Origin of the sequence: Akkermansia sp. AE01SA01, from assembly GCF_036417395.1 — a bacterium.
GTDB lineage: Bacteria > Verrucomicrobiota > Verrucomicrobiia > Verrucomicrobiales > Akkermansiaceae > Akkermansia.
Genome location: NZ_CP143890.1, coordinates 1,178,472 through 1,194,649, shown reverse-complemented (window position 1 = coordinate 1,194,649; position 16,178 = coordinate 1,178,472). Strand labels below are relative to the sequence as shown.

11 protein-coding genes are annotated in these 16,178 nt (G+C 58.9%); 8 read left to right on the top strand and 3 right to left on the bottom strand.

Features of this window, described 5'->3' with window-relative positions; genetic code table 11:
* Positions 1–124 precede the first annotated feature (124 nt).
* Positions 125–730 carry a hypothetical protein gene (locus V3C19_RS04825; protein ID WP_067569902.1) on the top strand — a complete coding sequence of 202 codons (606 nt, stop codon included), beginning with the start codon at positions 125–127 and terminating at the stop codon, positions 728–730.
* A gap of 517 nt (positions 731–1,247) precedes the next feature.
* Positions 1,248–2,693, top strand: coding sequence for a Gfo/Idh/MocA family oxidoreductase (locus tag V3C19_RS04820; RefSeq protein ID WP_130083507.1), 1,446 nt, complete (start codon positions 1,248–1,250; stop codon positions 2,691–2,693).
* A gap of 359 nt (positions 2,694–3,052) precedes the next feature.
* On the opposite strand, the gene V3C19_RS04815 is transcribed toward V3C19_RS04820, so the two are convergent.
* On the bottom strand, positions 3,053–5,437 hold the full coding sequence (locus V3C19_RS04815; RefSeq protein ID WP_295934376.1) for a glycoside hydrolase family 95 protein: 2,385 nt from the start codon (positions 5,435–5,437) through the stop codon (positions 3,053–3,055).
* A 220-nt stretch (positions 5,438–5,657) separates the two neighbouring features.
* Between V3C19_RS04815 and eboE the strand changes: the two genes are divergently transcribed.
* Positions 5,658–6,800, top strand: coding sequence for a metabolite traffic protein EboE (gene eboE, locus V3C19_RS04810; RefSeq protein ID WP_130083505.1), 1,143 nt, complete (start codon positions 5,658–5,660; stop codon positions 6,798–6,800).
* On the top strand, positions 6,797–7,756 hold the full coding sequence (locus V3C19_RS04805; RefSeq protein ID WP_130083504.1) for a hypothetical protein: 960 nt from the start codon (positions 6,797–6,799) through the stop codon (positions 7,754–7,756). The genes eboE and V3C19_RS04805 overlap by 4 nt, the downstream gene beginning before the upstream one ends.
* Positions 7,757–7,849: 93 nt before the next feature.
* Here V3C19_RS04805 and V3C19_RS04800 read toward each other — a convergent pair whose 3' ends face one another.
* Both V3C19_RS04800 and rpoN read right to left on the bottom strand, forming a co-directional pair.
* A complete protein-coding gene (locus tag V3C19_RS04800; protein ID WP_130083503.1) occupies positions 7,850–9,001 on the bottom strand; it encodes an MFS transporter in 1,152 nt (383 codons plus the stop codon).
* 160 nt (positions 9,002–9,161) lie between these two features.
* Positions 9,162–10,556, bottom strand: coding sequence for an RNA polymerase factor sigma-54 (rpoN, locus tag V3C19_RS04795; RefSeq protein WP_295934379.1), 1,395 nt, complete (start codon positions 10,554–10,556; stop codon positions 9,162–9,164).
* A gap of 136 nt (positions 10,557–10,692) precedes the next feature.
* Here rpoN and V3C19_RS04790 point away from each other — a divergent pair, with 136 nt between their 5' ends.
* The 4 genes from V3C19_RS04790 to V3C19_RS04775 all read left to right on the top strand — a co-directional run bounded on the left by V3C19_RS04790 (position 10,693) and on the right by V3C19_RS04775 (position 15,939).
* Positions 10,693–11,418 (top strand): GDSL-type esterase/lipase family protein, encoded by a 726-nt coding sequence (locus tag V3C19_RS04790; RefSeq protein ID WP_130083501.1) that lies wholly within the window; start codon positions 10,693–10,695, stop codon positions 11,416–11,418.
* Positions 11,419–11,752: 334 nt separating this feature from the next.
* Complete coding sequence (locus V3C19_RS04785) at positions 11,753–12,343, top strand: manganese efflux pump MntP family protein (RefSeq protein WP_130083500.1); 591 nt, start codon at positions 11,753–11,755, stop codon at positions 12,341–12,343.
* Positions 12,344–12,468: 125 nt separating this feature from the next.
* Entirely contained in the window at positions 12,469–14,697 is a 2,229-nt protein-coding gene (locus V3C19_RS04780) for a discoidin domain-containing protein (protein ID WP_295934382.1), read from the top strand.
* 27 nt (positions 14,698–14,724) lie between these two features.
* Positions 14,725–15,939 (top strand): hypothetical protein, encoded by a 1,215-nt coding sequence (locus V3C19_RS04775; RefSeq protein ID WP_295934384.1) that lies wholly within the window; start codon positions 14,725–14,727, stop codon positions 15,937–15,939.
* Positions 15,940–16,178: the final 239 nt, after the last annotated feature.

Here is a 16,178-nt window from a genome sequence, read left to right as displayed (position 1 = left end):
AAAGAACCCGGATTTTAACCATTCAAAAAAATGTTTGAACGCAATCCGGAGGAAAACGGTCTCACTTGCTACAGACGGTCCGCCGGGCCGTTGCATCCGGGAAACCCAAACCAAGGTTTCACTCATGAAAATCCTGTCGTTAATCACTAAAACGCTGTGCGCGGGCACCATCAGTTCCCTCGCCTGCCAGGCCGCCGTTCTGGCTTACGCGGATGAAGTGCCCTCCACCTTCGTGGAAGGCAAGCATTCCCCGGAAGTAGCCAGTTACGTGCAGAGCATCGCAGGCGTGGCGCTGGCATCAGGAATTCATGATTATGACGAGAACGCAACCAACAGCTATCAAGTGCTTGCCCAGGTGCTCAACAGCGGCAATGTCACCAACCTGCCGGACGACCTGAAGCGGGCCATTGAGATGCTGACCAGCTACGTTCCCGACCCGAATGCAACCATCCAGCCTATCCTGACCAAACAGCAGATAGAGCGCATGGAACACATGGCGGACCGGATCGAAAACCTTATTGAGGAAAAATACGGGGTGGACCTGGAAGACTGCATGAAAATCATGCAGCATGCGCTGGCTCCTTCCATCCCCGCCATCCTCCGCTCCTGTGACATGGAAGGCGCCAAACTGCCGACCACCACGGTTTTCCGCCCCAAGCTGGGCAAGGCGCTGAGTGAAGCCTACGCCAAACTCGCCGCGCCAGCACTTCCCGCCGCCAAGGCGGATTGACCGAACCATCAAAGACGACCGGGAAGATAATCCCGATTCTACGGCATGCGGAACCCGCGACAGGTTCCCTTACTGAATAAGCCGAAAGAAACGGGATGATCTCTCCGGCCGCCTGGAACGGCCCCGCCGCCGCACCGGCGACCACGCAACACTTTCCGGATGTCTCCGATCCAGAGCCGATCCTTCGGAACGCGGTGCCCATGATGCACCCATTTCATTCCCAAGCAACGGCCTGCAACATCGGAACAACCGGGTGATGCACCCCCAAAGGCCCTGTCCACGCACCGCGGAAGGACGGGGCCTCTTTTATTTCCTGAAGTGCCTCCTTTCACCCGTATTCGTCCCCGGCTTGCGCCTCTTCCCGCTCCCGTGGAAAACAGCGGTGAAACTCCTCTGCCCTCCCCACTGTTATTTAAAAAGCCGTGGACTTTTTGCATCATTCGTGAAAGAAAGATTTTCAAAACCCGGTATCTATGGCAACCTGAGGATTCCATCCTCCCTCACATACTATTCATTCATGGATACTTCATCATCACGTCGTCGTTTCCTCCAGACCCTGGGTCTGGCTACAGGAGCTCTGGCTGCCGGTTCCCTTGCCAACGCGCAGGAAGTAGAAGCCCTGGCTCCCAAAAAAATCATCATCCCCGATCCGAACAACATCGGTCCCATGACCACGTGGCCCGCACGCAAGCCGGGCGCCCAATACATGGGCGGATTCCGTGCCCCCAAGCTGGACAAAGTCCGCGTGGCCTTTGTCGGCGTGGGCGAACGCGGCTCCATGCACGTCGCGCAAATGGCTGTCATTGAAGGCGCGGAAGTCGTCGGCATCTGTGACTTGTACGAAGACTGGGCCAAGCGCAACGCGGACCTCGTGGAAAAGAAGACGGGCAAGCGTCCCCCCATTTTCACGAAGGGACCGGAAGACTACAAGCGCATGATGAAGGAAGTCAAGCCGGACGCCGTCATCGTCTGCCCCAGCTGGGAATGGCACTGCCGCGTCACCTGCGACGTGATGAAAATGGGCGCCCACGCCTTCGTGGAAGTGCCGATGGCCGTCTCCATCAAGGAACTCTGGGAAATCGTGGATACTTCCGAACAGACCCGGAAGCATTGCATGATGATGGAAAACGTCAACTACGGCCGTGAAGAACTCATGTACCTGAACATGGTGCGCCAGGGCGTCATCGGAGACCTCCTGTACGGAGAAGCCGCCTACATTCACGAACTGCGCGGCCAGATGAAGCAGGTGGAGCGCGGAACCGGTTCCTGGAGAACCTACCACTACGCCAAGCGCAACGGCAACGTGTACCCCACGCACGGCCTCGGCCCCGTGGCTCAGTACATGAACCTGGCCCGCAAGGACGACTGCTTCGGCAGGCTCGTTTCCTTCTCCAGCCCGGCCCTCGGCCGCGCCGCATATGCCAGGAAAAACTTCCCGGCGGACCACAAGTGGAACAAGCTGGACTTCGCCTGCGGAGACATGAACACCTCCATCATTAAAACCACCATGGGCCGCACCGTTCTGGTGGAATGGGACGAAACCAGCCCCCGCCCCTACTCCCGCCTCAACCTCATCCAGGGCACCCTGGGCACGCTGGCCGGCTTCCCGACCCGCGTGGCCGGTGAAAAACTGGGCAACGGCAACTATCACGAATGGATTGAAGGCAATGAAAAGCTGGCGCCCATCTTTGAAAAATACGAGCACCCGCTCTGGAAGCGCGTCGGCCCGCTGGCCCTGAAAATGGGTGGCCACGGCGGCATGGACTTCGTGATGCTTTTCCGCATCATTGAATGTCTCCGCAACGGCGAACCCATGGACCAGAACGTCTATGAAGGAGCCTTCTGGTCCTCCGTTTCCGAGCTTTCCGAATACTCCGTGGCCCAGGGCGGCATGCCCCAGGTATTCCCGGACTTCACCCGCGGCGACTGGAAGACGACCGCCCCGCTCGGCATCGTGCAATAATTAAGCATTACCTGTCTTTTTACAACAAGGCTGTTCCGTTTACGGCGGAACAGCCTTTTTTGCAGGTCCCGGCCGCAAATCGGTTTAATGCCTTCCCTTCTCAAACAGGTTCGTCCGTTGTTCTTCCTCCCTGCTGCCTGTCTTCTCCCGGACAACCGTTCCAGTTTTGACAGACACACCCTCGCGACCACCTTTTTTCATCCAGACGGTCCCCTGTTCTCCGGCAGCATAACTCCGTCCGGAATCCGGCGCCGTTCACGGTATCTTCTCCAGCCCCGGTTCAAAGCATCCTGCAATATTTGAACCCGGCACTTGAAAAAGCCGCTCCCTCCCGTCCGAAAGCCGTCGAACCACCGCCCCTACTTCTCTTTAACGGCAACTCCCGGCGTCAACGCATAAGTCTTTTCCTCCCCATTGAAGAACACCTTGACGGACTGGGCGGCGGGAGAGGACAGGCTGAACTGTGTCACCCTGCCGCCTTTCCAGGCCATGTCCACGGAAATATTGCCGCGGGCTTTCAGCCCCCGGACGCTGCCGTCCTTCCACGCTCCGGGAAGTGCCGGCAGCAAATGCAGCCGCTCCGTATGGGATTGGAGCAGCATCTCGGCAAAACCCGCCACGATGCCCATGGTACCATCCACCTGCATGGGCGGATGCGTGGTGAACAGGCTGTCCATCATGCTGTAGCGGATCATGCCCTGAATCATCTCGTACGCCTTCCGTCCGTCCAGAAAGCGCGCCCACAGATTGGTGCGCCATGCCCAGGTCCAGGAACGGCGGGAATCACCCGTCGTTCCGCGCGCCAGCAGGGACTTGCGCGCGGCTTCCGCCCATTCCGGCGTCTTTGCCGGACTGATCTGGCTGCCGGGATAGACGGCAAACAGGTGGGAGGTGTGCCGGTGGTGCGGGTCCCAGGAACCGCTGCCCGGCTTTCGGTCGATCATCCATTCAAGCAGCATACCTTCCTCCCCCACCCTGGGCCCTACCAGCAGGTCCCTCTTGGCGGCCAGTTCCTTTCTCCACGCCCGGTCCACATCCAGCACCTCGGCAGCCTGCACGGTGTCATGGAACAACTCCCACACGATCTGCTGGTCATGGGCACAGCCGTCTTCCTTCGGCCCGTGTTCCGGAGACCACCCCATGGGAGCCGCCAGCATGCCTGCCCTGATATCCTTCAAATCACGGGAAACCACCTCCGGAGTCACTTTTTTGTCCTCCGTCCTGAAATTGCTTCCTCCCTCATTCATCACCTTCAACTGGCTTTCCCAGAACTGGCAGATCTCCTTCATCATCGGATAGGCCGTCGTCTTCAGGTAATCCCGGTCCAGCGTAAAAAGGTAATGTTCCCACAGATGCAGGGCATACCAGGCGGAAGCGGGCTTGTTCCACTTGAACCCCTGGCCGCCGAAAATATTCTGGGCGGTTCTGCTCGTCCACCCCGGAGCGGGAGTTCCGGACGCCGCCTTGAATTCCGCCGTCTCCCGGGTAATCCTGCGCGCCGCGGGCGCCATCTCCCTGATATAACGCACCAGTGGCTCATAGCATTCCGGCAGGTTGGCGGGCTCCACGCCCCAATAACACATCTGGATATTGATATTGTTGTGGTAATCGGAATCCCACGGCGGAATCAGGCTGTAATTCCAGAGCCCCTGCAGGTTGGCGGGCAAATTGCCCGGCTGGGAGGAGGAAATGATGACGTAGCGGCCAAAGTTGAAAATCAATTCCTCCAAATCAGGGTCCGGAGATTCCGTTCCCTCGTTCACAGCCTTTTTATACTTCTTCAGGCGTTCGTCGATGGGAAGTCCGGCCGTGGCGTCCTCCGTTTCTCCTAAATCTAGGGAAACCCGGTTGTAAAACTTTCCATAGGCCAGCAGGTGATCCCGCTTCATTTTCCCGGAAGGCACCTTGAGCGCCCGCGCCAGAACGGCGTCGTTCCTTTTCCGCGGAGATTCGCCCTTCCAATTCCGGGCGGCATCCAGGACATAATCCGTGGCCAGGGAGACCAGCACACGGCAGGAATCCGCCTTTTCCACAACGACAGCACCGTCGGAAGCCTTAACGGTTCCCCCCTTGGGAAGAATGGCGATGCGGCCTTCATACGCCAGCCCGTTCTTCAACTTGCCCTGGATCAGAATCATGCCCCGTCCTCCTCCGGCGGTGGACGTAATCCGGTCCTGCGGATGGAGAGTTGTCAGCCGGAAGACAGCATCCACGGAACGGGGTTTGTCCCCTTCCACCGTCATGGAAATCACCTGATGGGGAATGCTGGCAAAATATTCCCTCCTGTAACGGACATCCCCCGTGGAATAGGACACGGAGGCCAGCGCCCTGCCCACGTCAAGCTCCCTCCTGTAATCCTTCATTCCATCCGCAGCCGGATAAGTGATTTCCAGCGTTCCAAACGGCTGATAAGACCCGAATTTCAGGGAATCCGGCCCCTTGTCCTTGGCTTCCGAACTGCAAAAGCCGCCCGACCACATGCTGATCTCCGTCAGTTCCAGATGGTCCTTCCCCAGGCCGCCATAAATAAGCGCGCCTATTCTTCCATTGCCGATGGGGGTGGCATCCTTCGCCCACGACGTATCCCCCGTCCCTTTCTGGGGCCGCGTCTCTTTCCATTCGGCCGGACGGCTGAACCAGAATCGGGAGGATTTCCACCCTCCACCGCCGTCCTCGGCATGCAGAACAGACGCGTGCAGGAAAACTCCGGAAGCCAGAAAAAAAAGCGGGCGAAAGTTGAACATGGAAGTTGTCCTTTACCATAGGGGACAGTATTTCAGCAAGCCTATTCGTCCCACTGCGCGAAATGCATTTCCCATGACGGCCAAAGACGCAATTCCGTGAAATTTCTCCCGTCCCGCCGTTCGTAAGTATGTCTGAGGAACGCATCCCAGGCACAGCCATCTTCCGACATCTCGCCCCGAAGCGGAAGGCCGTTCCCCTACAACACCCATCCGCCCCGCCATGCTTTCCTACTGCACCAATATCCACCCCGCCGAATCCTGGGCGGAAACCATGGAAGCGCTCCGACTCCATGTGCCGCGCATCGCCAGTGAACTCTCCTCTCCCCTCCGCAACCAGCCTTTGGGTATCGGCCTGCGCCTGTCGGCGCGGGCGGCGAGGGAACTGCTGGAATCACCTGAGGCTGTTGATTCCCTGAAAATCTGGCTGAATGACAACCACGCACGGGTGGAGACCCTCAACGGGTTCCCCTACGGCAACTTTCATGGAGAACGGGTGAAGGAGCGCGTCTTCCAGCCGGACTGGACCACTCCGGAACGCTTTGAATATACCTGCAACCTCTTCCGCATCCTGGCCCTCATCGGCGATGAACGGGCCGACACGCTGACCGTCAGCACGCTTCCCGCATCCCACAGCTGGTTCCACGCGGATGAAGAGCGGATTTTCGCGCGGCTGGAAGCCATGAGCGGATTCCTGGACGCGCTGAGCAGACAGACGGGACGCCTCATGCAGCTCGGCCTGGAGCCGGAACCCTTCGGCCATTTTCACGACACATTCGGGGCCATTCGCTTCTTTGACAACCTGCGCAACCGTTCCCGCCGCCCGGAACTCATCGAACGCCACATAGGGCTGACCTACGATACCTGCCACTTCGCCATTCTTCGGGAAGAACCGGATTTCACCCTCTCCGCCTGGGAGGAAAACAACATCGCCCTGTGCAAGGTCCAGCTCTCCAACGCCCTGGAATTTCACATGAACGAACTGGAAAGCCTGGACCTTCTCCAGGAATTTGACGACGGAGTCTATTTCCACCAGACCAGCATCCGGCACGGAAACCACACCATGCTTTTCCCGGACATGCCGAATGCCCTGGCCTACGCGCGGGATTATGCGGAGGAAACACGGAACTCCGTCTGGCGCATTCATTACCACATTCCCCTGTACGCGTCTCCGGAACCGCCTCTGAAAGACACGGGGTCTTTCATCGCCAAAACACTGGACTACCTGCACTCCCATCCCTCCCTCCGCCCCCATCTGGAAGTGGAAACCTACACATGGAGCGTCCTTCCGGATCACATGAAAATTCCCCTGGCCTCCCAAATCGCACGGGAAATGAACTACATTGCCGCGCTTCAGCATTCATGACATCCCCATACACATACGCCGTAAAACTTTCCGGAGGCCTGTTGCTGGCCGCCGTCCTGTCGTCCTGCACCCTGTTTCCGTCCTCCCCCGGCGGCCCGGACACCCCCCGTTCCCTGGCGGAACGCATGGAACGCCATACGCAAGTCCTGCAAAAAACCATAGGCCCCAGAAACTCCCGCCAGCCCAAATCCATGGAGGCGGCCGCCAAATACATTGAAAACAACTTCTCGGACATGGGGTATGCCGTGACGCTCCAGCCCATCACGGGCGGCAATTCCAAAAAGGAAGCCGCCATCTACAACATTGTGGTGTACAAGCCCGGCCTCTTCTCCGACAACCAGAGCATTGTGGTAGGGGCCAATTACGACTCCGACGAGCGCTTCAACAACGGCAGCGGAGCGGCCGTGCTGATGGAAACGGCCAGGGACCTCAGGGACATTGCGACCAACCACAACATCTACTTTGTAGCCTACGCCAACGGGGCGCAGTCCGCGGGGCAATCCGGTCCCTCCGGAGCCGGCGTGCATGCCAAAATGCTGAGCGGCCTCATCGGAGCCTCCAACATCCTGGGAATGATCAACCTGGAACCCCAGAAAACCGCCGTTCCCGGAGAAGGGGAGCAAACGAAAGAAGTCGAACCCCAGACACCGGTCCTGTTCCTGACCACTCCACGCGGACAGGAATTTGCCGCGCAATGCGCAGCCCCCTTTGCAAAAAGCTGGGAACAGCCGCCCTCCACCCTTCACCGGAAAACAGCGGCCATCAACAGCAATGACCGCCATTATGCGGCCCTGGACATCCCCACCCTCTCCTGCAAATGCGAATACAGCGTCACGGACTCCCGGACAAAGAACTATGTGCAGGCGCTGACGGACATGATCCACCAGGTGGCGGACAACGACGTATCCAAAACGGACAAGCAGCCGGACGCCGCCCAAAAGCCGAAACAGCCCTGACCGGGAAGGAACGCTTCTGAAAGCCACCCTCTTTCATGAATTATCCCCCTGCGGGAAAACATGTTTCCGCCCTGCTCCGGCGGGGTACTACTCCTACCGGGACGCCCTGCCCGCCCGGTGTCCCCCTACGATCAGCACGGGCATGTACAGCAGGGCCACCAGGGCAATGACCAGCGGCATCCAGTTGTCCGAATAACGCTGCATCAGGAACGACGTAAGGGAAGGACCGGCCAGCGTCCCCACGGAATAGCTCAGCAGCAGGAGCTGGTTCATCGTCACCAGCTCGTCGCGGGAGGCTTCTTCGCATCCCCAGGCCATGGCGATGGGATACAGGGAAAAACCCGCCAGGCCGAGGGCGACCAGGGAGGGGGCCATCAGTCCGCCCCTGGCCATTAGGCCGGCGCAGGCGGCTATCACCAGCAGGGACTGGCACTTCATCACGAAGGCGCGCCCGTACCTGTCAGACAGCCGCCCCATGGGCCATTGCCCCAGAATGGCCGCGGCAATCAGCAGGGCCATCCAATACCCCACGGAGGAATGGCTCATGCCCTGGTGTTTCAGGAACAGGGGCATCAGGCAGTAAATCGTTCCCAGAACCACGCCGGAAATCATGCAGCCCGCCACGCCCAGCACCACGCTGCGGCGTCTCAGCAGGGGCCGGATTTCCACGCGGGGGGAAAGCTCCCCGCTGCCGGCATCCGACTTCAAGCGGACGAACAACAGCGGAATCATGCCGGCGACGGACAATCCGCACACTTCGGAGACCACCACAACCATGTCGCTGGGGAACCAGCCGATCAGCAACTGGCCCAGCACGGTGCCCAGATAATAAACCACCATGTAGGAAGCCAGAAGAACGCCGCGGGTCTTCAGCGTTCCCGCCCTCAGCAGGGCGCTCTCCACCACCACCCAAACCAGGGCGCAGCTTGCTCCCGTCAAAAATCTGAGACCGCTCCAGGCAGCAACTCCGGAAACGGCCACCAGCAGGAGCGTGGACACGGCGCACAACACGCACGCGCAGCGGTAGCTGCCGTTGAACCCCGTCCTGCGTATCAGCCATCCGGCCATGAGCGTGCCGGCCAGGTTCCCCAGAAAAAAGAAAGACCCCACCATGCCCGTCTCCCACACGGCCGCATCCGCCTGCTCCATCCACAGCGGAACCACCGTATTCAGTACGGCGAACGCCACGGTCTGAAACAGCAAACCGAGTAGCAACAATGCAATAGGCCATGTAAATGTACGCATAACGATAAAGCAATAAAGGGAGGCGACTATATCACTAAAGCCGCGTCAGTCAACCGTTGCCTCCGCCAGAAACGGCAGTATCCGGCATGCCTTTTTCAATCCTCACAAAAACAACCTGCAATCAACGTGTTGAATCATCTGAAAACGCTCTTTAAAAACGTCATATCCCCTTGCGCAGGGAGGCGGGCAGAATCTTCATCTGTTCGCGGTACTTCGCTACCGTTCTGCGGGCGATATTCACCCCCTTCTCCTGGAGGGCGGCAGCCAGCCTGGCATCGCTGAGGGGCTTGGCCGGATTCTCCGCCGCGATCAACGCCCGCATCAACTCCTGGACAGCTCCGGAAGCGACCGAATTCTCCCCGGCGCCGGATGCGGCCTCACCGCCCGCGGAGACTCCGGAGCTGAAAAAGGACCTCAACTCCCTCATCCCCCACTTGCACAACAGGTATTTGTCACGGCAGGCGCGGGAAACGGTGGAAACATGCACGCCCAGCTCGTCCGCAATCTCCTCCATGCCCATGGCCTTCAAATGGGATGGCCCGGCCCTGAAAAAGGCTTCCTGTTTCCGGACAATGGCTCGGGCCAGCTTGAGAATGGTCTCCTGCCTCATGTCCAGCGCGCGTATCAGTTCCTGGCCCTCCCGGAACGCCTTGCGGAGGTACTGGCGCAAATCCCGGCTTCCGGAACCTTCCGCCATCATCTCCATGTACTGTTCATTCATGGACAATTTCGGAAGGTATTCCGAAGTCAGCGTCACTTCCAGTTCACCGGAAGCCGACTCTTCCACGACCACATCCGGCAGAATATGCGGATTGCCGCCCGGCGCATAGGCACAGCCGGGATCGGGGGTCAGGCTCCTGACAATTTCCAGGGCCGCCGCCACTTCCTCCGGTTCCGCACCCAACAGGAGAGCGGCCTCTCCATACTTGTGCGCCGCCAGCTCCCGCCAGCACCGTTTGACCAGACGGAACGCCAGCGACCGCTTCAGCCCGCGCTGTTCCAGCTGAATCAGAAGGGAATCCCTCAAATCCCGGGCCCCCACTCCGGGCGGGTCCATTCCTCTCAGCACCGCGAGAGCCTCTCCCATATCCTTCATGCTGAAACATTCCCTCTCTTCCAGTTCTTCCGGGGACTCCGTCAGAAATCCCCGGTCATCCAGGGAATCAATCAGCAGCAGCAGGGCTTCCCTGGACCGCCCGGTCAGTGCGGAATGAACCGCCTGGTCCATCAAATGGGACTTGAGAGACTCCGGAGCCACGACGGATTCATACATGAAATCCCGCCGGGCCGCGGCCTCCGCAGAAGGGTGTCCTTCAACCGTAAACTCGTTCCAGCCGTCATCCTTCATGTCGTCAAGGTCTCCGGACGGCTCATCGTCAAGGGCCTCCGGAGAAGCGTCCGGGACATCCTCCAGCAGAGGGTTCGTCTCCAGGGCCTGACGGATCAACTGCTTCAGCTCCAGAGAGGAAGCCTGGAGAATCTGCATACCCGTCTGCATGGACTGTCCCGCCACCATCTGGCGCGTCATTCCGTGCTGCAGGGACACCTCGCTCATACCGGGACAAACTACACCAGCCGCCGAATTCTGGCAAGGGGGAAGGGACCCGCACACAATGTGCCTCATCCATGGAAATCAAAAAAAACCACCTGTTTGGCGCAACATTTTTCCCGGATTTCCGTATCATTAGCATATGAGGAATTTACATGCACTTGTCCTGGCCTGCCTGGCGCCCTGTCTCGCCCTGTCCGCCCTGGCGGACGCCCCGTCCCCTCTGTCCCCCATTTCCCGGGAAGGGACGAAAAGCTGGAAAGACCGCTACGATCAACAGGTGGAGCAGCTCAGGAACAATCCCTGCGGCGTCCTGTTCCTGGGGGATTCCATTACGGACTACTGGGACCGGGACGGAAAACAGGCATGGGATAAGATGTTCAAACCCTACCATCCCTGCAACTTCGGCATTTCCGGGGACCAGACTACCAACCTGATCTACCGCATCACTCATTCCGGCATGCCGGCACAGACGGATCCCAAACTGTGCATCGTCATGATCGGCACCAACAACACCGGACATTTCAAGGGAGGGGAAGACCCGGAAAAAACGGCCATCGGCATCCTGGGGGCGGCGCAGCACCTGCTGGTGCGCTTCCCGGACACGCACGTACTGCTTCTGGGAATTTTCCCCCGCGGCAGCGGTCCGCAAGACAAGCTGCGCCAGCACAATGATAAAATCAACGCCATTGTGGCGCAATGCAAACTGCCCCGCACCACTTACGTCAACATCAACAAGCGTTTTCTGGACTCCTCCGGCAGGCTTCTGCCCGGCATCAGCAGGGACAACCTGCACTTCACGGAAAAAGGCTACGCCATCTGGGCAGACGCCGTACTCCCCTACATCAAGAAATACTGCAGGCCGTAAGGGAAGCTTCCAAGGCAGTGCCGCCTGCTGCTGCCAGCGCGGCCTTGCCTCCTTCCTTTTCCCATCCTGCCTAAAGCATCAGCGGCAGATGGAATCACCCCTTTTGCGGATGACAGGAAAACCATGAAGGCCGGGTGCCCGAATGCCGGGAGCTGCCGGGTCCGGAGGGATGGAAACCTCCACGGAAACGGCCCTGGAGAATCCTTTGAAAAAACTCTCCATCCATGGGGGAAAACCTGGCGGAGGCGCCCGCAAGGCAGGCCGCATCTCCAGGCCGGAAAATCGGAAAAACATTGATTTTTTCTCCATCTGCCCCTAAATTCCCCCTCCCTTCATGAATCCGGCTGATTTACTCTTTCTGGCATTTGCGCTATCCGTGGACGCCTTTGTAGTAGCCTTCTCCTTCGGCCTGATCATCAAGAAAAACCGGTTCCGCAACGGCATGGAAATATCCCTGGCCACCGGGGGCGGCCAATTCCTGATGCCCGTGCTGGGCTTCTTCCTCACGGGAACCGTACACGGCTACATAGCGGAATGGGACCACTGGCTGGGATTTGCCGTCTTCACCATACTGGGGATCAACGTCATCCGGGAGGGCAGGAACCACAGGACGAACAAGGAACTGCCCGACGTCTCTTCCCTGACGGCCTTCACCCTGCTGGGCGTCGGCATAGCCACCAGCATAGACGCCCTCGTAGCGGGCATCAGCATTTACCTTTCCTCCGTCCAATGCGGGGCCTCCCCGCCGTTCCACGCGGTATTCCTACCCGCGGCAGTCATTGGAACCACCACCTTCCTCTGCACGGCTGCCGGCTTTTTCCTGGCCCGCAAACTGCACCGGTTCCCCTCTTTCCATCTGGAAGCTGGTGCGGGAATCATCCTCATCGGCCTGGGAGTGAAAATGCTCTGCGACCATATGTGCTGACCCCCGGAATGGCGGAGGTTTTTCATTCCATCACTGAAAAAAACGCTCTTATCCAACCGTAATAAGCCGGAAAAGGAACTGGTACCGCGCACCCTTTTCTGCTATTCTTGTAAAAGCTTTTCCACATGAATATTTCACATCTCATTCTCTGTACCTCCCTGCTTGCCGCGCCCATCTGCGCGGCTCAGGACTTTACGGAACCGGAAGCGGCAGCTCCGGTCGTTGCCAGTCCCCTGCCTTCCTCCATGGCTCAAAAAATTTCCTCCGGCGACTTTGCCGGCCTGCAAACGGAAATCAGGGAAGCCCTGCAAGCCGCCGGCGAACAAACCAAAGCCACACAGAAACTGCTTCAGGATAACAAATACCGGCACCTGCTGGACATTCACGAGCTGCTGCGCGTTACGGGACCGGACAACATGAAAGCCGTCTTCTCCAAAAGCCCCCAGGATGCGGCCTTCGTCAAGGCATTTCTGCAAGACCCGGGGTGGATGGAACTCTACCTGGGCGCGGGCCTCATTCCGGAAAACTCCCCGACCGGCATCCAAATTCTTTCCGATATCTGGAAAGCCGACGGCAAAAGCCCGGACTTCCGCACCTACCAGTCCCTAGCTACGGGAATCGCCTCCGTCTTCTCCACGGGTCCCTTCGCCGGAAAACTGAAGGCCAACTCCGCCAACTGCAACCCCGTGCGCCGCTACCAGATCTTTAAAAAACTGCATCAGGAAAACAAGCTGCACCCCGGCTTCATCAAGCTACGCCCGTGGGAAATCCGCTTCGTCACCGGCATCCATTGGGACGACAAATCCTATGAATGGCTCAACGAGCACATCAACCTGCCCTGGCGGCGCTACACGGACGCCTGCTGGGCCGCTCCCTATACGGGCAACAACTTCTTTGGAGACACCATCCAGGGCCCCCTCTTCTACGTCCCGTGGCGTGACTCCAGCGGCGAGGCGGAAAACACCCGGACCATCGGCGGCGTCTGCGGCGGCCTCTCCCACTTCGGGACCATGGCGGCGCAGGCGCACGGCATTCCGGCCTATCCCGTGGGCCAGCCCGGCCACTGCGCCTATGCGGTGCGCGTGAAGCGCGGACAATGGAAAGGCGGTTTCGGCGGTCCGGACGGCGGCATGCACAACCACATCTTCGGCAGCGAGGCGCCTACCTCCTACCTGCTGATGGAAGCCGTTTTTGCGGACAATGAAAAAATAGACCTGGCGTACCAGTGGGCGTCCCAGGCCCGGCTTGACGAAATCCTAGGCAACAAGGACAAGGCCATCCAATCCTGGCAGGAAGCGCTCAAACAAACGCCCCTCCATCCTTTCTTCCGCACGGAGCTTCAGCGGCTTCTTCTGGAAAAACAGGGCATGCAGCCCATCGACTGGTACGTGTACGCCAAGGACGCCCTCTCCCACTACAAGGGCAACGGATTCGCCGCCTTTGGCATCCTCAAGGACGTACAGAACAAATTCCTGATGGACATTCCCCCTGCGGACCGCATTGCATGGTTCCGGGACCTGCATGAAACAATCGCCGCCACTCCCACCTCATGGGCGGTAAAATTCCAGCCTGTGCTGGACTCCCAGTCCGCCTTCCTGACCACGCCGCAGGAAAAGGCGGCCTATCTGGAAACGGTTCTCTCCACCCACCTGAAAACGGGAGACGGCACCAACTTCGGCCAGGCGCTGGAATGGGCCGTCAAAACCTTTGTGGAAAACGGGCAGGCGGACACCTTCTCCAGCGCGTTCGCCAAGGTGGCCCAGCAGGCGGGCGGCAATGGAGCCTCCGGCTCCGCTCCCGATCCCAAAAAGTTGAAGGAAGCGTATGGAAAGGCCATTTACGCCACGGAAGTGGCACGCTCCATTCCGGCCTTCCAGACTCTGAGCAAAGCCGCGGCTTCCTTCTCGGACGCCAATACTTCCTCCAACACCGTTAATACACCTGTGCCCCAGGACTGGAAGCTCGTCCCCGCCGACGGCATGGTCAGGTGTTCCACCACCTGCCAGTGGGACAGCCCGTGGGACCACATCAACCTGCTGCGCCCGTGCGGCGGCTCCCACCACACGGACAAGGAAGCCAATCCGAACGTTATTGTGGAACTGAAAAACGGCGTGAATCTGGCGGGACTCATCATCACCAAGCGCAACGGCAATGAAGACCGCATGAAAAAGATGGAAGTCTCCACCTCCACGGACGGCGCCACCTGGTTCCCCCTGGCTTCCACGGACAACATGTCCAAGGAATGGGTAGTCACCGCTCCGGAAGGCACCAGGGCAAAATGGATCAAGGTGGAAGCCAAAAACGCCCAGCCCGAATTCATGCACCTGCGCCACATCCTCGTTTACGAAAAGTAACATCAACCACTCTCCGCCACTCACTCCATGTTTTACAGCATCACTACACTCCCCCGCCTTCTGGCGGCGGCCGTCATCTTTGCGGCGCCTCTTCAGGCCGCCCTGCCCGCCTACCATGCCGTCAAGGATGAGGCAAAAACCGTCAACAAATACATGATCGTCGTCTGGGCCGGCACGGACTGGTCTCCCAAGTCACGGGAAGTCACGCGCGCCGCGGAACACCTTTCCAAAAGCTCCGCGGAACCCGTTCTCTGGTGCGTCCAGGACGAGCGGGAGGAAATGACGGAAGAAGAAAAGAAACTGCCCAAGCCGCCCGGTGCCGTCTGGAACATTCCCGCCATCCAGGTAGTCTCCCCGGACGGCCACACGGTATTCCTTTCGGAAGGCGTTTCCAGAGACACACTGCCCGCCGTCGTGAAACAGGCGGTGGAAGCCGTCAGTCAACAGAACAAAGCCAATGCGCTGTGGGAAAAAGCCGCTGCCGCCTCCGGAGCTAACGCGGCCGCCCTGTACGGGGAAGGCCTTCAGCAGCTCCCGCCCTATGCGGCACGGGAAAGAAAAGACATTCTGGAAAAAATCAGAAAGGCGGATCCGGAAGATACCCGGGGCATGCACTTCAAATACACCTTCAACCACTTGCCCTACATTGAAAAAGTCCAGAGGATGGTGAACGACTCCGCCAAGGACGGCGGCCAGAAGGACTACAAGGCCGCCCACGCCTATGTGGACAAGCAGCTTAAAATACCGGGCATGACTCCCCTGCAGAAACAGCAGGTCATGGCCGCCAGATTCTGGCTCTACCGCAATGAGGGGAAAAAGGATCTCGCCCTGAAAACCCTGACGGACATCGCCCGCATCTCCCCCAAGACACTGATGGGCGTGGGAGCGCAGAGCTACTACCGCTACCTGACGGAACCCGTCACTCTCAAGGAACCGCGCATCACGGGCTACTACCTCCGCCCGGAAATGACGCCTACCCGCGTCAACATTGCCGACATGCTCAACGGCCCGGGCAATTACAAAATAACCTTCAAGATGAACAGCGGCGGATGCAGCATCCGCAATCCCCGTTTCATGAGGGGTACGCGCGTTGTCAGCGAACTGCCCAGGGACCAGCAGGACAAAAACGGCAGGGAATTCACCCTGCGCCTCTCCGGCTCGGAAAAACCGGACCTGGTCTTCGACTGCCAGGGCCACGGCTGGTTTGACGTGGACTGCGACATCATCGTTACCAAGGAATAAACCACGGAATCCTCTGTCTGGCTACACAGTCCGGCAGACCATCGGAAAGGCGGCATTCTTCATCGGGAATACCGCCTTCCTTCTTTTTCCGGCTCCGGAAAAAATGCGGCGAAAATAAACCCGCCGAAGAAGGCATACTCCATTCCGCATTCGGAACAAATCTACTCCACTCCATACTTCCGTCAGTCCAGAAAAAACCGGGTTGCCGGCCAGGGACACCATGAAAGAAAATTCATGGC

Excerpts from the sequence above, each read along its gene's own strand:
- V3C19_RS04825 (WP_067569902.1), top strand. The coding sequence starts at position 125 with ATGAAAATCCTGTCGTTAATCACTAAAACGCTGTGCGCGGGCACCATC.
- V3C19_RS04820 (WP_130083507.1), top strand. The coding sequence starts at position 1,248 with ATGGATACTTCATCATCACGTCGTCGTTTCCTCCAGACCCTGGGTCTG.
- V3C19_RS04815 (WP_295934376.1), bottom strand. The coding sequence starts at position 5,437 with ATGTTCAACTTTCGCCCGCTTTTTTTTCTGGCTTCCGGAGTTTTCCTG.
- eboE (WP_130083505.1), top strand. The coding sequence starts at position 5,658 with ATGCTTTCCTACTGCACCAATATCCACCCCGCCGAATCCTGGGCGGAA.
- V3C19_RS04805 (WP_130083504.1), top strand. The coding sequence starts at position 6,797 with ATGACATCCCCATACACATACGCCGTAAAACTTTCCGGAGGCCTGTTG.
- V3C19_RS04800 (WP_130083503.1), bottom strand. The coding sequence starts at position 9,001 with ATGCGTACATTTACATGGCCTATTGCATTGTTGCTACTCGGTTTGCTG.
- rpoN (WP_295934379.1), bottom strand. The coding sequence starts at position 10,556 with ATGAGCGAGGTGTCCCTGCAGCACGGAATGACGCGCCAGATGGTGGCG.
- V3C19_RS04790 (WP_130083501.1), top strand. The coding sequence starts at position 10,693 with ATGAGGAATTTACATGCACTTGTCCTGGCCTGCCTGGCGCCCTGTCTC.
- V3C19_RS04785 (WP_130083500.1), top strand. The coding sequence starts at position 11,753 with ATGAATCCGGCTGATTTACTCTTTCTGGCATTTGCGCTATCCGTGGAC.
- V3C19_RS04780 (WP_295934382.1), top strand. The coding sequence starts at position 12,469 with ATGAATATTTCACATCTCATTCTCTGTACCTCCCTGCTTGCCGCGCCC.
- V3C19_RS04775 (WP_295934384.1), top strand. The coding sequence starts at position 14,725 with ATGTTTTACAGCATCACTACACTCCCCCGCCTTCTGGCGGCGGCCGTC.